The organism is Hydrogenophaga intermedia (assembly GCF_023715105.1).
Taxonomy (GTDB): domain Bacteria; phylum Pseudomonadota; class Gammaproteobacteria; order Burkholderiales; family Burkholderiaceae_C; genus Hydrogenophaga; species Hydrogenophaga intermedia_A.
Window position 1 is genome coordinate 66,919 of sequence record NZ_JAMBNO010000008.1, and the last position, 16,530, is coordinate 83,448.

At 69.6% G+C, this 16,530-nt stretch carries 15 protein-coding genes; 5 read left to right on the forward strand and 10 right to left on the reverse strand.

Annotated features, from left to right (window positions below; genetic code table 11):
* Positions 1-22 precede the first annotated feature (22 nt).
* Positions 23-934, forward strand: coding sequence for a LysR family transcriptional regulator (locus tag M3149_RS09060; RefSeq protein ID WP_251708978.1), 912 nt, complete (start codon positions 23-25; stop codon positions 932-934).
* Positions 935-944: 10 nt separating this feature from the next.
* On the opposite strand, the gene M3149_RS09065 is transcribed toward M3149_RS09060, so the two are convergent.
* Genes M3149_RS09065 through M3149_RS09075 form a run of 3 tightly spaced genes read right to left on the reverse strand, consistent with a single transcriptional unit; the run spans position 945 to position 5,254 of the window.
* Positions 945-2,150, reverse strand: a complete 1,206-nt coding sequence (locus tag M3149_RS09065) for an efflux RND transporter periplasmic adaptor subunit (protein WP_251708979.1) — start codon at positions 2,148-2,150, stop codon at positions 945-947.
* Positions 2,147-4,516 carry an ABC transporter permease gene (locus tag M3149_RS09070; RefSeq protein WP_251708980.1) on the reverse strand — a complete coding sequence of 790 codons (2,370 nt, stop codon included), beginning with the start codon at positions 4,514-4,516 and terminating at the stop codon, positions 2,147-2,149. Before M3149_RS09070 ends, M3149_RS09065 begins: the two co-directional genes overlap by 4 nt.
* A 9-nt stretch (positions 4,517-4,525) precedes the next feature.
* Positions 4,526-5,254 carry an ABC transporter ATP-binding protein gene (locus tag M3149_RS09075; protein WP_251708981.1) on the reverse strand — a complete coding sequence of 243 codons (729 nt, stop codon included), beginning with the start codon at positions 5,252-5,254 and terminating at the stop codon, positions 4,526-4,528.
* Positions 5,255-5,343: 89 nt separating this feature from the next.
* Between M3149_RS09075 and M3149_RS09080 the strand changes: the two genes are divergently transcribed.
* Complete coding sequence (locus tag M3149_RS09080; RefSeq protein WP_251708982.1) at positions 5,344-6,693, forward strand: class II fumarate hydratase; 1,350 nt, start codon at positions 5,344-5,346, stop codon at positions 6,691-6,693.
* Here M3149_RS09080 and M3149_RS09085 read toward each other — a convergent pair.
* From M3149_RS09085 to M3149_RS09100, 4 genes are read right to left on the reverse strand one after another with little or no spacing between them, the layout of a single operon-like run.
* Complete coding sequence (locus tag M3149_RS09085; protein ID WP_251708983.1) at positions 6,687-7,508, reverse strand: hypothetical protein; 822 nt, start codon at positions 7,506-7,508, stop codon at positions 6,687-6,689. The two genes, M3149_RS09080 and M3149_RS09085, sit on opposite strands and share 7 nt — an antisense overlap.
* A gap of 13 nt (positions 7,509-7,521) precedes the next feature.
* Positions 7,522-8,727: a 3-oxoadipyl-CoA thiolase gene (gene pcaF / locus M3149_RS09090; protein WP_251708984.1), complete on the reverse strand. Its 1,206-nt coding sequence runs from the start codon at positions 8,725-8,727 to the stop codon at positions 7,522-7,524.
* 19 nt (positions 8,728-8,746) lie between these two features.
* Positions 8,747-9,391: a 3-oxoacid CoA-transferase subunit B gene (locus tag M3149_RS09095; protein WP_251708985.1), complete on the reverse strand. Its 645-nt coding sequence runs from the start codon at positions 9,389-9,391 to the stop codon at positions 8,747-8,749.
* Positions 9,388-10,104 carry a 3-oxoacid CoA-transferase subunit A gene (locus tag M3149_RS09100; protein WP_251708986.1) on the reverse strand — a complete coding sequence of 239 codons (717 nt, stop codon included), beginning with the start codon at positions 10,102-10,104 and terminating at the stop codon, positions 9,388-9,390. The genes M3149_RS09095 and M3149_RS09100 overlap by 4 nt, the downstream gene beginning before the upstream one ends.
* An 85-nt stretch (positions 10,105-10,189) precedes the next feature.
* Here M3149_RS09100 and M3149_RS09105 point away from each other — a divergent pair, with 85 nt between their 5' ends.
* Both M3149_RS09105 and M3149_RS09110 read left to right on the forward strand, forming a co-directional pair.
* Positions 10,190-10,996, forward strand: coding sequence for an IclR family transcriptional regulator domain-containing protein (locus tag M3149_RS09105; protein ID WP_251708987.1), 807 nt, complete (start codon positions 10,190-10,192; stop codon positions 10,994-10,996).
* 220 nt (positions 10,997-11,216) lie between these two features.
* Positions 11,217-12,662 carry an IS1182 family transposase gene (locus M3149_RS09110; protein ID WP_251708988.1) on the forward strand — a complete coding sequence of 482 codons (1,446 nt, stop codon included), beginning with the start codon at positions 11,217-11,219 and terminating at the stop codon, positions 12,660-12,662.
* Between the two features lie 307 nt (positions 12,663-12,969).
* On the opposite strand, the gene M3149_RS09115 is transcribed toward M3149_RS09110, so the two are convergent.
* The 3 genes from M3149_RS09115 to M3149_RS09125 all read right to left on the reverse strand — a co-directional run bounded on the left by M3149_RS09115 (position 12,970) and on the right by M3149_RS09125 (position 15,437).
* Positions 12,970-13,410 carry a response regulator gene (locus tag M3149_RS09115; RefSeq protein ID WP_251708989.1) on the reverse strand — a complete coding sequence of 147 codons (441 nt, stop codon included), beginning with the start codon at positions 13,408-13,410 and terminating at the stop codon, positions 12,970-12,972.
* Positions 13,407-14,630 (reverse strand): sensor histidine kinase, encoded by a 1,224-nt coding sequence (locus M3149_RS09120; RefSeq protein ID WP_251708990.1) that lies wholly within the window; start codon positions 14,628-14,630, stop codon positions 13,407-13,409. Before M3149_RS09120 ends, M3149_RS09115 begins: the two co-directional genes overlap by 4 nt.
* A gap of 162 nt (positions 14,631-14,792) precedes the next feature.
* On the reverse strand, positions 14,793-15,437 hold the full coding sequence (locus M3149_RS09125) for a transporter substrate-binding domain-containing protein (RefSeq protein ID WP_251708991.1): 645 nt from the start codon (positions 15,435-15,437) through the stop codon (positions 14,793-14,795).
* Positions 15,438-15,560: 123 nt separating this feature from the next.
* Between M3149_RS09125 and M3149_RS09130 the strand changes: the two genes are divergently transcribed.
* Complete coding sequence (locus tag M3149_RS09130; RefSeq protein ID WP_285886825.1) at positions 15,561-16,529, forward strand: NAD(P)-dependent oxidoreductase; 969 nt, start codon at positions 15,561-15,563, stop codon at positions 16,527-16,529.
* Position 16,530 lies beyond the last annotated feature (1 nt).

A 16,530-nucleotide genomic window follows, 5' to 3' on the forward strand; every position in this document is an offset into this window, starting at 1 on the left:
GAACGATTTATGATCTGAACTCATGAATGCCGAGGGCCGATTCCTGCCCAGCATGCGCCAGTTGCGCGCTTTCGCGGCCGTCTATCACCTGCGCAAGGTGAGTGCGGCGGCCGAACAGCTGTCGGTCACGCAGTCGGCGGTGAGTCTGTCGCTGCGGCAGCTGGAGGATGGGCTGGGCGCGCGGCTGTTCGAGCGCACCACGCGCACCCTGCAGCCCACGCAGGCCGCGCACGAGGCCATCGTGCTGGCCGAGCGCATCCTGCGCGACGCCGAGGCGCTGGGCGCGGGCACGCTGGAGTTGTCCGAACTGCGCCGCGGACGGGTGAGCCTGGCGATCACGCCCACGCTGGCCGAGCTGCTGCTGCCGGCCGCGGTGGTTCACTTTCGTGAGCGGTTTCCGGGTGTGCACATCGACATCAGCGACTGTGCGCCCGACCAGTTCGTGGCGCGCGTGGTCGGCGAGCAGGTGGACTTCGGCATCGGCGTGCCTGAGCAGGCAGGTGCCGACGTTGACACCGACACCCTGGTGCGCGATCACCTGGCGCTGGTGTGTCCGGCGGGGCATGCGCTGGCGGGTCGCAACCGGCTGCGCTGGGCCGACCTGGACGGCCACCCGCTCATCACCGTGCGGCCAGGCTATGGCGTGCGCCCGCTGATCGACGCCAGCGCCGCACGCGCCGGCGTGCGGCTGCGCGTGGTGCACGAGGTCACCTTCCTGTCCACCGCGCTGTGGATGACGCGCGCCGGCATGGCGGTGGCCATCATGCCCGCGTCCTACGCGCGTGTGGCGCCGGCGGGCGAGCTGGTGGTGCGGCCGCTGTCGGCACCGCGCGTGTCGCGCGACATCTGCGTCGTTACCCGGCGCGGCCGCGTGTTGTCGAACGCCGCGCAGGCGCTGGTGCGCGAGATCCGCGCGGCCTTGCGCGCGGCCTGAACCCGCGCGCTCAGCGCTCCACCACGTGCTGCCCGTCGCGCACGCCGTTGCCGGGATAGAGCACCACGCGCTCGCCAGCCTGCAGGCCCGCCTCCACCACCGCGAACTCGCTGCCGCGTGGGCCGGGTGTGACGCTGCGCGAGCGGGCGTGGTCGTCGGCATCGACCACGTAGACCTTCCACTGCCCGTTCGCGCGCAGCAGCGCGGCGGTGGGCACCAGCAGCGCGTCGGCCAGCGCCAGGGTGACGATGCGTGCGTCCACGCGGTAGCCGTCGCCGAGGGTGCTGCGTGCGGGCCAGGGTTCGTCGAGCGCGATGTGCAGGTTCACGCGCTGCTCCTCGATGCCCAGCGCCGACACCTTGGTGAAGGCCACCGGATCCACCCGCGCGACGTGGGCGCGCAGCGTGGGCAGGCCGGCACCGACCTGCAGCGTCACGGGCGCGCCCTCGGGCACGCGCGCGGCGTCGCCCGAGAGCAGGTCGACCACGGCTTCCAACCGTTCGGTGTCGCCGATGTCGAGCAACGGCTGCCCGGCGGCCACGGGCCCCTCGCTTTCGTGGTGCACCGCGATCACGCGGCCGGCCACCGGGCTGCGCAGCGTCCACACGCCACTGTCGGTGCGCCCCCCGTCGGCCAGCGACAGGGCCGCGCGTGCCTCGCTGAGCGCGAAGTCGGCCACGCGGCGTTCGGCCTGCGCCGCGGCCACCGCCTGCTGCGCCTGCCGCTGCGCCAGTTCGGCCTGCTCGCGCGCGGCCGGCGAGACGAACTGTGCCTGCGCCAACGCTTCCTGGCGCCGTACGTCGAGCTGGGCCTGCGCCAGCGCGGCCTGCAGGCGGCCCAGTTGCGCGTCGGCCGCGGCGCGCGCGGCCTGCGCGCTGCCCAGGCGCTGTTGCAGCACGGCGCGCGTGCGGGCGTCGATCATGGCCGACGCGGCAGGGCGCAGCAGCAGCACCGCCTCGCCGGCGGTCACCACATCACCCACACGCAGGCCGGGGCGTTGCAGTTCGCCCGCGGTGGGCGAGGCCACGGTGTAGCGCTGCAGCAGGCGCAGCACGCCGTCTTCTTCGATCACCTGCTCGAAGGCGCCGCGCGCCACCATGGCGGTTTGCACCGCCAGCGGCGCCGGGCGCAGGGCCCAGGCCAGCACACCGGCCACCAGCAGCACGGCAGCGCCCACGAGCATCCAGCGGCGCCAGGGATTGGCTTTGAGGTTCATTCGCGCACCTTCAGAACGGCCACCAGGTCGAAGCGGTCGACGCGGCGGCGCACGAGCAGGGCACTGGCCGCGCCCGCGGCCAGCACGATGAGCGCGGCCCAGGCGTAGGTGTCGGGCGCGATCACGACGGGGAAATCGATGTTGTCGGAGGACATGAGCCGCATCAACAGCGTGGCCAGGCCGTAACCGGCGAGCATGCCCAGCGGCAGCGCCAGCAAAAGCTCCACGGCGAGCTGGCCCAGCAACAGCACCGACACCTCGCCGCGCGTCATGCCCAGCACGCGCAGGCTGGCCAGGTCCCACGCGCGTTCGGACAGTGCGATGCGCGCGGCGTTGTAGGTGATGCCGACCGCCATCGCCACCGCGAACAGCGTGAGGATGGCGCTGAAGGCGCCCATGTTGTAGGAGGTGCGTTCGTCGAACGAGCGCTGCACCGAGCGCTTGTCGAACACCGCGGCGACGCCGGGCGTGGCCTTCACCGCGGCCCAGAAGGCGGGCAGGGCGCTGTCGTCCACCAGCAACGCGGCGTCGGAGAGGCCGGCGCCGTCGCGCGTGGCGCGGTGCAGCGCGGGCAGCGACATCCAGGCCTGCTGGCCCATGAGCGCCTGCACCACCGCCACGACCGGCAGTTGCACCTGCTCGCGGTGCCCGAGGCGAAACTCCACCGTCACCACGTCGCCCACGCCCGCACCGAGCGCGCGCGCCAGCAGTTGCGACAGCACCAGTCCCTCGTCAGGCAACGGCACCGCGCCGCGCTGCGCGTCCACCACCGGCAGCAGCGGCGCGTGCGGCGGCAGGCCGGTGAGGGCCGCGTCCTTTCGCCGGGTGCCGAACTGCACGCGCACCGGTTCGCTGCGGTAGCCCTCGGCCATCAGCACGCCGGGCAGGCGCTGCAACTCGCGCACTACCGTGGGCGCGGCGTGGGGCTGGAAGTTCAGCAGCACGTTGCCCGGCTGAACCTGGCGGAACTGCACGTCCACGATGTGGGCGATGGCGTCGAGCCAGAACGCGCCGGCGATCTGCAGCGCCATGGCCATCGCCACGCCGCCGACGGTGAAGGCGCTGCGCCAGGGGCGGTTCTCCACGTCGCGCAGGATCATCAGCAGGCGCGCGCTCACGCGCCCGCCCGGCGCCAGCCGCTCGGCCAGCGTGCGGCGGTAGCGCGGCGGCGCGGGCGGCTGCATGGCCTGTGCCGGGCGCAGGCGCACCACCGCGCGGATGGCGCTCCAGGTACCCAGCAGCGCCGCCGCGGCCGCCACCGCGGTGGCCACCGCCACCAGGGCCGGGGTGGTGCGGTAGGCCAGCGCGTCGAAGCGGAACACCGGTTCGTACAGGCTGAGCATCATGCGGCCGATCACGCCGCTGAGCGCCAGGCCGCCGAGCAGGCCAAGGCCCGCGATCACCAGTGCGAGCTCGGCGTAGTGCACGCCGATGGCAAGGTCGCGATAGCCCAGTGCCTTGAGCGAGGCGATCTGCGCGCGCTGCGTCGCGATCTGGCGCGCCAGCACGCCGTTGAGGATGAACATCGCCACCGCGAGGAAGATCGCGGGCAGCACGGTGCCCATCACGCGCAGCTGGTCGAGCTCGTCGTCCACGATGCGCGCCGAGAGCTGGTCGCGCCGCGCGACCGCACCCAGCGAGCCATAGGGATCGAGCAGGCGGTCCAGCGCGGCCGTCACCGCGGGCTCGCTGGCCGGGCTTTCCAGGCGCACCACTGCCTGGTTGAACGCGCCCTGCAGGTCGAGCAGTTCGCTCAGGCGCTGCGCGTCCACCCACCAGATGCCGTAGCTGCGTTCATCCGGCGCGCCCGCGCTGCCGGCGAACACGTACTCGGGCGATATCGCCAGGCCCGTCACGCGCACCGGCTGCAGCCGGCCGTTGAGCACCGCGCGCACCTGGTCGCCCGGGCGCAGGCCGCGCGCATGAGCGAAGCTCTCGCTCACCACGGCCTCCAGCGCGGCACCGCTTTCGGGCCAGCGCCCCTCGCGCAGGCGCACCGCGTTCAGGCCCTGTGTGCCGCGGTGCACGCGGCGCAGGTCCAGCGCCACGAAGCGGCCTGTCACGGGCGCGCCGGGGTCACCGAGGTCGATCTGCGCCTCGAGGGCCAGTCCGGTCTGCACCTCGGCCACGCCGGGCAGGGCGGCCATGCGCGTGGCCAGCGCGGTGGGCGCGCGCTTGAGGTTCACGAACACGTCGGCCAGGCGGTGGCTGCGGTAGAAGTCGTCGCGCGCTTGCAGCAGCGAGGCGTGCACCGAGAACAGGCCCACGAAGCCACCGACGCCGATGGCCACCACCAGCGCGATGGTGAGCACCTGGGCGCGCAGCTTCCACAGGTCGCGGCCGAGCTTGATGTCCAGGGCCCGCATGGCGTCGGCCTACCAGTTCAGGGCCTCGGCCGGCACGCGCCGGTCGTTGGCGCGGTCTTCGACGATGCGGCCGTCGGCCAGGCGCAGCACGCGGTGCGCCATCTGCGCGATCGGCGCGTTGTGCGTGATCACCACCGTGGTGGTGCCCAGCGAGGCGTTCACGTATTCGATGGCCTGCAGCACGCGCACGCCGGTGGCGCAGTCCAGCGCGCCGGTGGGCTCGTCGCACAGCAGCACCGCGGGGCGCTTGGCGATGGCGCGCGCAATGGCCACGCGCTGCTGTTCGCCGCCCGAGAGCTGGGCCGCGAAGTGGTTCATGCGCTCGGCCAGACCCACCATGGCCAGCGCGTCCTCGGGCGCCATCGGGTCGCTGGAGAGTTCCGTCACCAGTGCCACGTTCTCGCGCGCGGTGAGGCTGGGGATGAGGTTGTAGAACTGGAACACGAAGCCCACGTGGTCGCGCCGGTAGGCGGTGAGTTCGGCGTCGCTGGCGCCGGTGAGCTCGTGTGCTTCGCCCTCGTGGGTCCATTGCGCGGAACCGCTGCTGGCCGAGTCGAGCCCGCCCAGGATGTTGAGCAGCGTGCTCTTGCCGCTGCCCGAGGCGCCCAGCAGCACCACGAACTCGCCGCGCCGGATGTCCAGGTCCACGCCGCGCAGCGCATGCACGGCCGTGGCGCCCTCGCCATAGGTCTTGGTGAGGCCGCGGGCGGTGAAGACGGCGGGGGCGGCGTCCGGCATGTGCCGCATTGCAGCATGGTCACTCCCCTGGGCGATTGACGAACGTCAAGGCTTGGGCGACGGTCGCGGGAAGCCACCGGAGAGCCACCATGCAGCCAGACCCCGCTTCCGCCCGCACCGAACACGACGCCTGGGGCGAGATCGCCATCCCCGCCAACGCCCCCTGGGGCGCGCAGACGCAGCGCGCCATCGAGCACTTCTCGATCTCCACCGAGCGCATGCCACCCGAGCTGATTCAAGCGCTGGCGCTGATCAAGCGCTGCGCGGCGCAGGTGAATGGCTCGCTCGGCGGGCTTGACGCGCCGGTGGCGGCGGCGATCGTGAAAGCGGCCGATGCCGTGATGGCCGGCCAGTGGTCCGACGCCTTTCCGCTCTCGGTATGGCAAAGCGGCTCGGGCACGCAGAGCAACATGAACATGAACGAGGTGCTGGCGCACCTGGCCTCGACCCCGGCGCGCGCGGTGCACCCCAACGACGAGGTCAACCTGGGCCAGTCGTCCAACGACGTGGTGCCCACCGCCATCCACGTGGCCGCGCTGCTGGGCTGCCAGCGCGCGCTGCTGCCCGCGCTGGACGCGCTGCACGATGCGCTGATGACCCAGGCCGAAGGGGTGCAGGACGTCCTCAAGACCGGCCGCACGCACCTGCAGGCCGCCCTGCCGCTAACGCTGGCGCAGGAGATGCGGGCCTGGGCGGTGCAGCTACATCACGCGCAGCGCGCGGTGAGCGAGGCCATGGTGGCCGCGCAGGGCCTGGCCATCGGCGGCACCGCGGTGGGCAGCGGCGCCAACACCCACCCGCAGTTCGGCGAGCGCATGGCGCAGGCTTTGAGCGAGGCCACCGGCCTGAGCCTGCGTCGCGCCGACGACCCGTTCGCCGCGCAGGCCGCGCACGATGCGCTGGTGCAACTGCACGCCGCTCTGCGCGCGCTTGCGATCGCCCTGCGCAAGATCGCCGACGACGTGCGCTGGATGGGCAGCCCCTGGCTCGGCGAGCTGCGCCTGCCGGCCAACGAACCGGGCAGTTCCATCATGCCGGGCAAGGTGAACCCGACGCAGAGCGAATCGCTGCTCATGGTCACGGCGCAGGTGATGGGCAATGACGTCACCATCGGCTTCGCCAGCACGCTGGCCCAGTTCCAGATGCACGCGGCCAAGCCGGTGCTCGCGCTCAACCTGCTGCAGAGCATCCGCCTGTTGGCCGACGGCATGCGCAGCTTTGAGCGGCATTGCGTGCGCGGCATGCAGGCCGACCGTGAACGCATCGCCTCGGCGCTGTCACCGGCGATGCTGCAGGCCACGTTGCTGGCCAAACACATCGGGCACGAAGAGGCGGCGGTGCTGTACCGCGAAGCGCAGGCCAAGGGGCGGCCTTTGCGCGAGCTGGTGGTGGAGCGCGGCCTCGCCAGTGGCGAGCAGTTCGACGCCTGGACTCAGTAGCGTGCGCCGCGCACGAATCGCGCGATGCCCTGCGCCACGTCCGCTTCCTGCTCGGCAAAGCCGTGCGGTGAGCGGCCCTCGCAAGCCTGCAGCGGATCCGCCGTGCGCACGCCTGGGCCGCCGGTGACGCTGACGGCTTGTGCACGCACGCTGCGCGTGGCGGCGATCACGCGGGCCGATTCGGTGGGCGGCGAGCGCAGGCAGTTGTCCTGCGCGTGCACCACCACGAGCAGCGGCTGGGCGATGTCGGCCAACGGCAGGTCGAACACCGAGTGCGCCACCCAGGGCTTGCGTGCGCGCGGGTCGCCCAGCACCACGGCCGAGGTCAGCACCACGCCGTCGGGCGCGGCGTCGCCTTTCAAACGCGCCGCGGCGTTCACGGCCGAGATGGCGCCACGGCTGGTGCCAACCACCCACACCGCGCCGCCACCGCGTGCACGCACGGCGGCGATCACCCGGCCCAGCTCGTCGGCGTGCGCGGCCAGCACGCGGTGGCCACCCAGGCCGTCCGGGCCCTGGTGGCTGCGCGGTGCGTCCACGAACACCGTGCCCAGCCCCTGTGCCTGGAACAACGGCAGCGAGCGGTTGAGCGAGTTGCCCTTGAGCTGCTGCGCACAGCCCTGCGCATCCAGATCGGCGTGGCCGCCACCACCGGGCAGCAGCAACAGCGTGACGGGCGGTTGCGCCGTGGGTGCGACGTAGGCCGCGCGCAACTCGCCCGATGCGGCGGTGGCGATGGACAGCACCTCGCCGCAGCCCTGCGCCTGCGCCGCGCTGGCAATCAACAAGCTCAGCAACAGGGCAGGGTGGCGCATGGACCTTCTCTGGTCAGACCTTTTCGACGATGAGCGCAATGCCTTGGCCCACACCGATGCACATGGTGCACAGCGCGTAGCGCCCGCCCGTGTGGTGCAGGCGGTTCACCGCGGTGGTGACCAGGCGCGCGCCGCTGGCGCCCAGCGGGTGGCCGAGCGCGATGGCGCCGCCCCAGGCGTTCACGCGCGCGTCGTCATCTTTCAGGCCCAGCATGCGCAGCACGGCGATGCCTTGCGCCGCGAAGGCTTCGTTGAGTTCGATCACGTCGATCTGATCGAGCTTCAAGCCGGTGAGGGCGAGCACCTTCTCGGTGGCCGGCGCGGGGCCGATGCCCATGACGCGCGGCGCCACGCCGGCGGTGGCCATGCCCACCACGCGCGCCTTCGGCGTGAGGCCGTTCTTCGCGGCAGTGGCCTCATCGGCCAGCAGCAGCGCGCACGAACCGTCGTTCACGCCGCTGGCGTTGCCGGCCGTCACGCTGCCCTCGGGCGTGACCACGCCCTTGAGTTTGGCCAGCGCCTCCAGGCTGGTCTCGCGCGGGTGCTCGTCCTGGCTCACCACAATGGGGTCGCCCTTTTTCTGCGGGATGGTCACGGGCACGATCTCGCGCGCCAGGTGGCCGGCCTTCTGCGCCGCCACCGCCTTGAGCTGGCTGGCCAGGGCCATGCGGTCCTGCGCTTCGCGCTCGATCTTGTGGTCGATGGCCACGTTCTCGGCCGTCTCGGGCATGGAGTCGACGCCGTACTGCGCCTTCATCAGCTTGTTGACGAAGCGCCAGCCGATGGTGGTGTCGTACACGGCATTGGCGCGGCTGAAGGCACTCTCGGCCTTGGGCATCACGAAGGGCGCGCGGCTCATGCTCTCCACGCCGCCCGCAATCATCAGGCCCGCCTCGCCCGCCTTGATGGCGCGCGCCGCGCTGCCCACCGCGTCCAGGCCCGAGCCGCACAGGCGGTTGATGGTGGCGCCCGGCACGTCGATCGGCAGGCCGGCCAGCAGCGCGGCCATGCGGGCCACGTTGCGGTTGTCCTCACCGGCCTGGTTGGCGCAGCCGTAGAGCACGTCGGCCACGGCGGCCCAGTCCACATTGGGGTTGCGCGCCATCAGCGCCTTGATGGGCAGGGCGGCGAGGTCGTCGGTGCGCACGCTGGAGAGCGCGCCGCCGTATCGGCCGAAGGGGGTGCGGATGGCGTCGCAGATGAAGGCTTGTTTCGTCATGGGGTCTCCGGAGAAAAATTCAGGCGGCAGTGATTGGCAGGCCGACCAGGCGCTGCAGTTCGTCGAGCGACAGGCCGTCCACCGCGTCGATCAGCTTCAAGCCTTGCGGCGTGCATTCGAGCGTGGCGAGGTCGCTGTAGATGCGCTTCACACAGCCGATGCCGGTGAGCGGGTAGCTGCATTGCGCCACGATCTTGCTCTCGCCCTTCTTGGTGAGCAGGTCCATCATCACCCAGGTCTGCTTGGCGCCGATGGCGAGATCCATCGCGCCGCCCACGGCCGGGATGCTGCCGGGCTCGCCGGTGCTCCAGTTGGCCAGGTCGCCCGTGGCCGAAACCTGGAAGGCGCCGAGCACGCAGATGTCGAGATGGCCGCCGCGCATCATGCCGAAGCTGTCGGCGTGGTGGAAGAAGGCGCCGCCGGCGAGCAGCGTCACCGGCTGCTTGCCGGCGTTGATGAGGTCGTAATCTTCCTGCCCCGCGGCCGGCGCCGGGCCCATGCCCAGGATGCCGTTCTCGCTGTGCAGGATCACCTCGCGCCCGGCGGGTATGTGGTTGGCCACCAGCGTGGGCTGGCCGATGCCGAGGTTGACGTAGGCGCCGTCGTGGATGTCCTGCGCCACGCGCTTGGCAAGCTCGTCTTTCGTTCGCTTCACGTAGCTCATGCGGCCTCCTTGAAGCCACCGGCCTGCGTGACGGTGCGCGGCACCTGCACGACGGCGCTCACGTGGATGCCGGGGGTGACGATGGTTTCGGGGTCGAGTGTGCCGAGTTCGGCGATCTCGAACACGCTGGCGATGGTGCGCTTGGCTGCGGTGGCCATCACCGGGCCGAAATTGCGCGCGGCCTTGCGGTAGGTGAGGTTGCCCCAGCGGTCGCCGCGCTCGGCCTTGATGAACGCCACATCGCCATGGATCGGGTACTCCAGCACATAGGGCCGGCCGTTGATCACGCGCGTCTCCTTGGGCGAGCCATCGGCGTTCTTGGCAAGTTCGGTGCCGAAGCCCGTGGGGGTGAAGAAGGCGCCGATGCCCGCGCCCGCGGCGCGCAACCGCTCGGCCAGGTTGCCCTGCGGCACCAGTTCCAGCTCCAGCGCGCCGCTGCGGTACAGGCCATCGAACACGTGGCTGTCGGCCTGGCGCGGAAAGCTGCAGATGATCTTGCGCACGCGCCCGGCCTTGAGCAACGCAGCCAGCCCGTGGTCGCCGTTGCCGGCGTTGTTGTTCACCACGGTCAGGTCGCGCGCGCCCTGTTCGATCAGGCCGTCGATGAGTTCGTTGGGAATGCCGGCGGTGCCGAAGCCGCCAATGAGCACGGTGGCGCCATCGCGCACACCGTGCAGGGCCTCGGCCACCGAGGCAGCGATCTTGTTGATCACGGGACTTGTCTCCAGTGAAGGGTTGATGTTCTAATGACGAACAATTGTTCGATTAACGAACCATTCTAGACGCCCACCCCAGACCATGGCAACCCGCGCCCGTCGCGAACCCGACGCCCCCACGCCTGGTGATGGCTACGTGCAATCCTTCGCCCGCGGGCTGGAGGTGATCCGCTCCTTCAGCGCCGAGGCGAGCGTGCAGACGCTCTCCGAAGTGGCCGCACGCAGCGGCCTCACGCGTGCAGGCGCGAGGCGCATCCTGCTCACGCTGCAGGCGCTGGGCTACGTGCACAGCGACGGCAAACACTACCGCCTGACGCCGCGCATCCTGGAGCTGGGCTTTTCCTACCTCACGGCGCTGCCGATCTGGAACCTGGCCGAGCCGGTGATGGAGCGGCTCGCCGACGACGTGGGCGAGAGCTGCTCCGCCGCCGTGCTCGACGGCACGGACATCGTCTATGTGCTGCGCGTGCACACCCACAAGATCATGGCCATCAACCTGAACGTGGGCACGCGCCTGCCCGCCTGGTGCACTTCATTGGGCCGGGTGCTGCTGGCGGGTCTGGACGACGCCGAGGTGAAAGCACGCCTGAAGGCGAGTGACATCCGCGCCAACACGCGGCACACCGCCACCGACATGGGCGAGTTGCTGGCGCGCGTGCAGCAGGTGCGCCGCCAGGGCTGGGCGCTGGTGAACCAGGAACTGGAGGAGGGCCTGATCTCCATCGCCGCGCCGGTGAAGAACCGGGCGGGAGCGGTGGTGGCGGCGCTCAACGTGTCGGGGCAGGCGAACCGCACTTCGGCGGCGGTGATGAAGGACAGCATGTTGCCGAAGCTGCGGGCGGCGGCGGATGAGGTGTCTGCGTTGTTGGCGCAAACCGGTCGGGCTTGAGTTTGCTCGGCCAGTGGCGGGGTGGCGCACGTGACGAGCAAAGGCAAGGTGTCGAATACGATGGCGCCTATCGGCCAGGAGCGGGCGGTCATCCTGCAGGACGCCCCTCTGTAACCGTCGATGCCGAGAGGCCCGCTTTGGGCCGAGGCTGTGTGAAAACCCTCTGCACTTTTCGATGATGTCCTTCTAGAGTTGCGGCATCGCAATTTCCGGAGTCGCGATGCCCCGATTCATCGAAGGCCAGGACCGCCACCAGGTGACGTTGCTGCCCGAGTGTCTGGACGACTTCGTTGCCGAGGACAACCCGGTGCGCGTGGTCGATGCGTTCGTGAGCGAGCTGGACCTGGCGGCGCTTGGGTTCGACGGCGCTGAGCCAGCAGCCACCGGGCGCCCCGCCTACCACCCGGCGGTGCTGCTCAAGGTCTATCTCTACGGCTACCTCAATCGAGTGCAGTCCAGCCGTCGCCTGGAGCGTGAATGCCAGCGCAACGTGGAGCTGATGTGGCTCACGCAGCGGCTGGCGCCCGACTTCAAGACGATTGCCGACTTCCGCCGCGACAACGGCCAAGGCATTCGCAACGTTTGCCGGCGCTTCGTCGAACTCTGCCGTGACCTCAAGCTCTTTGGCCAATCCCTGGTCGCCATCGACGGCAGCAAGTTCAAAGCGGTGAACTCGCGCGACAGAAACTTCACCGCCGGCAAGATCGACAAGCGCCAGCAGCAGATCGAGGAGAGCATTCACCGCTACCTGGTGGCACTGGACACGGCCGATCGCACACAGCCGGTCGAGTTCGAAGCCAAGACCCAGCGCCTCAAGGGAAAGATCGAACTGCTGCGTCAGCAAATGCGCGTGCTCGATGGGGTGCGTGATCAACTGCGCGAGCAGCCCGACGGCCAGTTGTCCATGACCGACCCCGATGCCCGCTCCATGGCCACCACCGCGCGCGCTTCGGGCATCGTGGGCTACAACGTACAGGTCGCCGTCGACAGCGAGCATCACCTCGTGGTGGCGCACGAGGTGACCAATCGCGGGCACGACCGCGACGCACTTGCGCCCATGGCCAAGGCCGCACGCGAAGCAATGGACCGTAAGAGATTGCGTGCCATTGCCGATCGCGGTTACTACAGCGCGCCTCAGATCAAGGCTTGTGTCGAGGCGGGTGTGGCGGTGATCCTGCCCAAACCCACGACCTCCGGCGCCAGAGCCGCTGGGCGCTTCGACCGATCAGACTTCATCTACATCGCCAAGGACGACGAGTACCTGTGCCCTGCAGGTCAGCGGGCCATCTACCGCTTTACCCGTGAGGAGAATGGTCTGCAACTCAGGCGCTACTGGAGCAGTGCGTGCCCGCAATGCCCGATGAAGACGCAATGCACGCCCAGCGCTCACAGGCGCATCAGCCGTTGGGAGCACGAGACGGTTCTGGAGGCGGCGCAGCGGCGCCTGGACCGAATGCCGCAGGCCATGCGGGTGCGCAGGCGCACGGTGGAACATGTATTCGGGACCTTCAAGCACTGGATGGGCCACACCCACTTCCTGACCAGGCGACTGGGCGGCGTGAGCACGGAGGTGAGCCTGACTGTGCTGGCCTACAACCTCAAGCGCTTGCTCGCCATCCTCGGGTTCGAGGACATGATGAAAGCGATGCGACTGGTGAGGGCGTAAGCCCTTTTGCCTCCAATCGCGCCCTCAGGACCAGCTGCAGAGGCCTTGAAACCTCACAGAGACGCCCATACGCGGCATGACAGGTCAAAACCGGAAGAACCGCCATCAAGTGCAATCACGTGGATGCGCTCAACTCGTTTCCACACAGCCTCGGCCCCAAGCAGAACTTCCAGGGTCCAAGTCCAGCGAGGCGCGAACACCGCTGCCGCGCCAACCACGTTCCCGTCAGGCGAGGCGCCATGCCGGGCACAGCCCCTCGCCTGACGCCCGCCAACCCGCCAACCCGCCAACCCGCCAGAGCACCCGCTCACCGCTGCGGCGGGGGTTCGTTGGTCGCCAGCCAGTACACGCCCAGCCGCGCCACCGTGTCAGCGAATTCTGCGAAGTCCACTGGCTTCTGCACGAAGCTGTTGCAGCCGTTCTCATAGCTGCCGAGCCGATCGCGTTGCTCGTCGGACGAGGTCAGCATCACCACCGGCAGCAGTTCCGTGCGGGGGTCGGCGCGCAGGCGTTCCAGCACTTCCAGGCCCGACAGCCGTGGCAGGCTGATGTCCAGCAGCACCACGGTGGGCAGGTCGGGGCCTTCGCGGTCCGCGAATTCGCCGGCCCGGAACAGGTAGTCGAGTGCCTGCTGGCCATCGCGCGCCACGTCGATGCGGTTGGCGACATGCGCCTTGCGCAGCGCGCGCAGCGTGAGCAGCTCGTCTTGCGGGTTGTCTTCGACGAGCAGGATGGTCTTCATGTTCATGGGGTGGTGGCTTCTTGCGGTTGTTCGGCCCTGGCCGGCAGCAGCACGGAGAACGTGGCGCCTTGGCCTGGCGTGCCTTGCGCGACGATCTGGCCGCCGTGGCGTCGCACGATGCGCTGCACGGTGGCCAGGCCGATGCCAATGCCGGGAAACTCGTCCTGGCGGTGCAGGCGCTGAAAGGCCTGGAACAGGCGCGCCGCGTGCGCCATGTCGAAACCGGCACCGTTGTCCGTGACGCAGAAGCCCGACATCCCGTCGGCCGTGCAGCCCTGCACGCGGATGGTCGGTTGTGTGGTGGTGCCGGTGTACTTCCAGGCGTTGTCGAGCAGGTTGTCCAGCACGCTGGCGATCATGCGTTGATCGCCCTGCACCGACAGGCCGGGCTCGACCTCGACCGCCGCGGTTCGTGACGGCTCGCTCGCCGCCAGTTCGGCCAGACGCTGGCGCGCCAGCGCCGACACGTCGACGCGGTCCACCCGCAACTCGCCGCGTGTGACGCGCGATAGCGCGAGCAGGCCTTCGACGAGATCGCTCATCTTGCGACCGGCCGTGATGATCTGTTCGACATAGGCCCGGGCGTCGCCGGGCAGGACGTCGGCGTGGTCTTCCAGCAGTGCATGGGAGAAGCCGCTCATCGCGCGCAGCGGCGCGCGCAGATCGTGCGAGACGGCGTAGGCGAACGTCTCCAACTCTTGGTTGGCCGCCGTGAGTTCGGTGGTGCGTTCGGCGACCCGGGCTTCGAGGTGGGCATTGAGTTCGCGCAGCGCGGACTCGGCGGCCTTGATGGCATCGATGTCGGTGTGGGTGCCGAGCATGCGCAGCGGTCGACCATCGGGCGCGCGCTCCAGGATCCTGCCCAGCGACAGGACCCATTTCCAGGCGCCCATGCGGGTGCGCAGGCGGAACTCGACCCGGTACTCCGGCAGGCGATCGGACACATAGGCCTCGAGGTTGTCGGAGACCACGGCTTTGTCTTCGGGATGCAGTCGCTCGCGCCACATTTCGAGGCTCTCCCGGAAGGTCCGCGGGTCGTATCCGAGCATGGTGGCGTACGCCGGGCTCACCTGGACCTCGCCGGTGGTCAGGTCGAGATCGTAGAGGCCCTGGTTGGCCGCCATCATGGCCAGACGCAGGCGCTCCTCGCTATCTCGCAGCGCCATTGTCTGCCGCGCCACTTCGCGCCGCAGCAGGGCCACGAAGCCGAGGGCGAGGGCCAGCAAGGCCAGCGCGACCCCGAGCCCCCACCAGAAGACCTGCGGTACACGCGGTTGGTCGGGGTTCTGGCCCCAGCGCGCCAGCGTCTGGAAGTAAAAAGAGCTGCCGTCGGATTGCCACGCGTCCAGTCGGGCGTCGATGGCGGCCAGCAGGTCGGCATGGCGGCCCTAGTCGGCGGCGAAGTACAGCTGGCTGGGCAGGAACACCAGGCTGGTGGCCGACAGGCCGTGGCGGCTGGCGGCGCCGTCGCCCGAGTATCGGTTGGCGGCCACCGCGTCGGCCTCGCCAGCGGCCACCATGGCGAAGGCGTCCTCGAAGGATTTCACCGGCACCAGCTCGGCGCGCAGCCCGAAGCCGCTCAACAGGCCCGCCAGGTGGGTCTGCTGGACCGAGCCCTCCAGCACCACCAGGCGCTTGCCCTCCAGGTCGAGCACCGACTGCAGCGTCACGTCGCTGCGGCGATACAGCTGCGACCAACTGGGGAGCGCGGGAATGCGGTGGAAGTCGAAGCGCGTCGCTCGCGCCTCGCTCCAGGCCACGTCCGGCATCAGGTCGATTTCGCCGTCTTCCAGCAACTGCAGGCAGCGTTCCCACTCGCAAGGCACGGGCTGCAGCGTCCAGTTCTCCAGCCGGGCCACCTCGCGCAACAGTTCACCGAGGATGCCGCTGGGCTGCCCTTGGGCATCGGCGAGCAGCTTGGGTGGGTTTTCGTAGACGCCCACCCGCACCACACGCGGTGCCGCCTGTGCCGCGTTGGCCACCAGCAGCACAAGCGAAAGCAGGGCCGTCAAACAAGGGCCGCTCAGGCGCATGCAGTCCTCTCCCTGTGCTCGCCCGTCATGGCGGCCGTTGGTTGAACAACTGGCGAACATCTTATCCCGCCGTCCCTCTGAAAAACTGATTTCCGCGCGCCGGGTTGCGGTCAATGCCGGGCCTTGCACACACTCGGCCGCTTCGAACAACCCGATGGAGACAAGCACGTGAGCCAATCACTGGGATGGATCGGCCTGGGCCGCATGGGCGAAGCCATGGTCAAGAAACTGTTGCAGGCCGGGCACACCGTGCAGGTGTGGAACCGCACCCGCAGCAAGGCCGAGCCGCTGGCCGAATACGGCGCCACCGTGGTCGACAGCAAGCTCGACCTTGCTGGCTGCGACACCATCTTCACCATGGTCTCGACCACCGACGACCTGAAAGAGGTGTTGTTCGGCGCCGGCGGCGTGATGACGGGCGCCAGGAAGCCCAAGACCGTGATCGACAGCTCCTCCATCTCGCAAGAGGGTTCGGCCGACATCCGCGAAAAGCTCGAAGCCATGGGCGTCGCCTACCTGTGCGCGCCGGTCTCTGGCAACGCCAAGGTGGCCAAGGCCGGCAAGCTGCTGCTGGTGGCCTCCGGCCCCAAGGCCCTGTACGACGCCAACGAGAAGTACCTGGCCGCGATGTCGCGCAAGGTCATGTGGGTGGGCGAAGGCGAGCTCGCCCGTGTGTGGAAGATCGCGCACAACACCATGTTCGGCGTGATCATCCAGAGCCTGTGCGAGATCACCGTGCTGGCCGAGAAGGCGGGCATTCCGCGCCATGTGTTCCTGGAGAGCATCAACGATTCGGTGCTGGGCAGCATGTACACGCGCTACAAGACACCGGTGCTCACCAAACTGAACTTCGAGCAGGTGACCTTCACGCCCAAGCTGCTGCTCAAAGACATGGACCTCGGCCTGGGTGCCGCCAAGGCGCACGGCGTGCCCATGCCCTCGGCCGCGGCCACGCGCGAGAGCATTGCGCGCATGGTGGGCCGTGGGTACGACGACATCGACTTCGCGGTGCTGCTCAAGGAAACCGCGGCCGACGCCGGCCTCAGCATCCAGCCGCTCAACGTCGATGTGAGCGACGGCCTGTCGGGCTGAG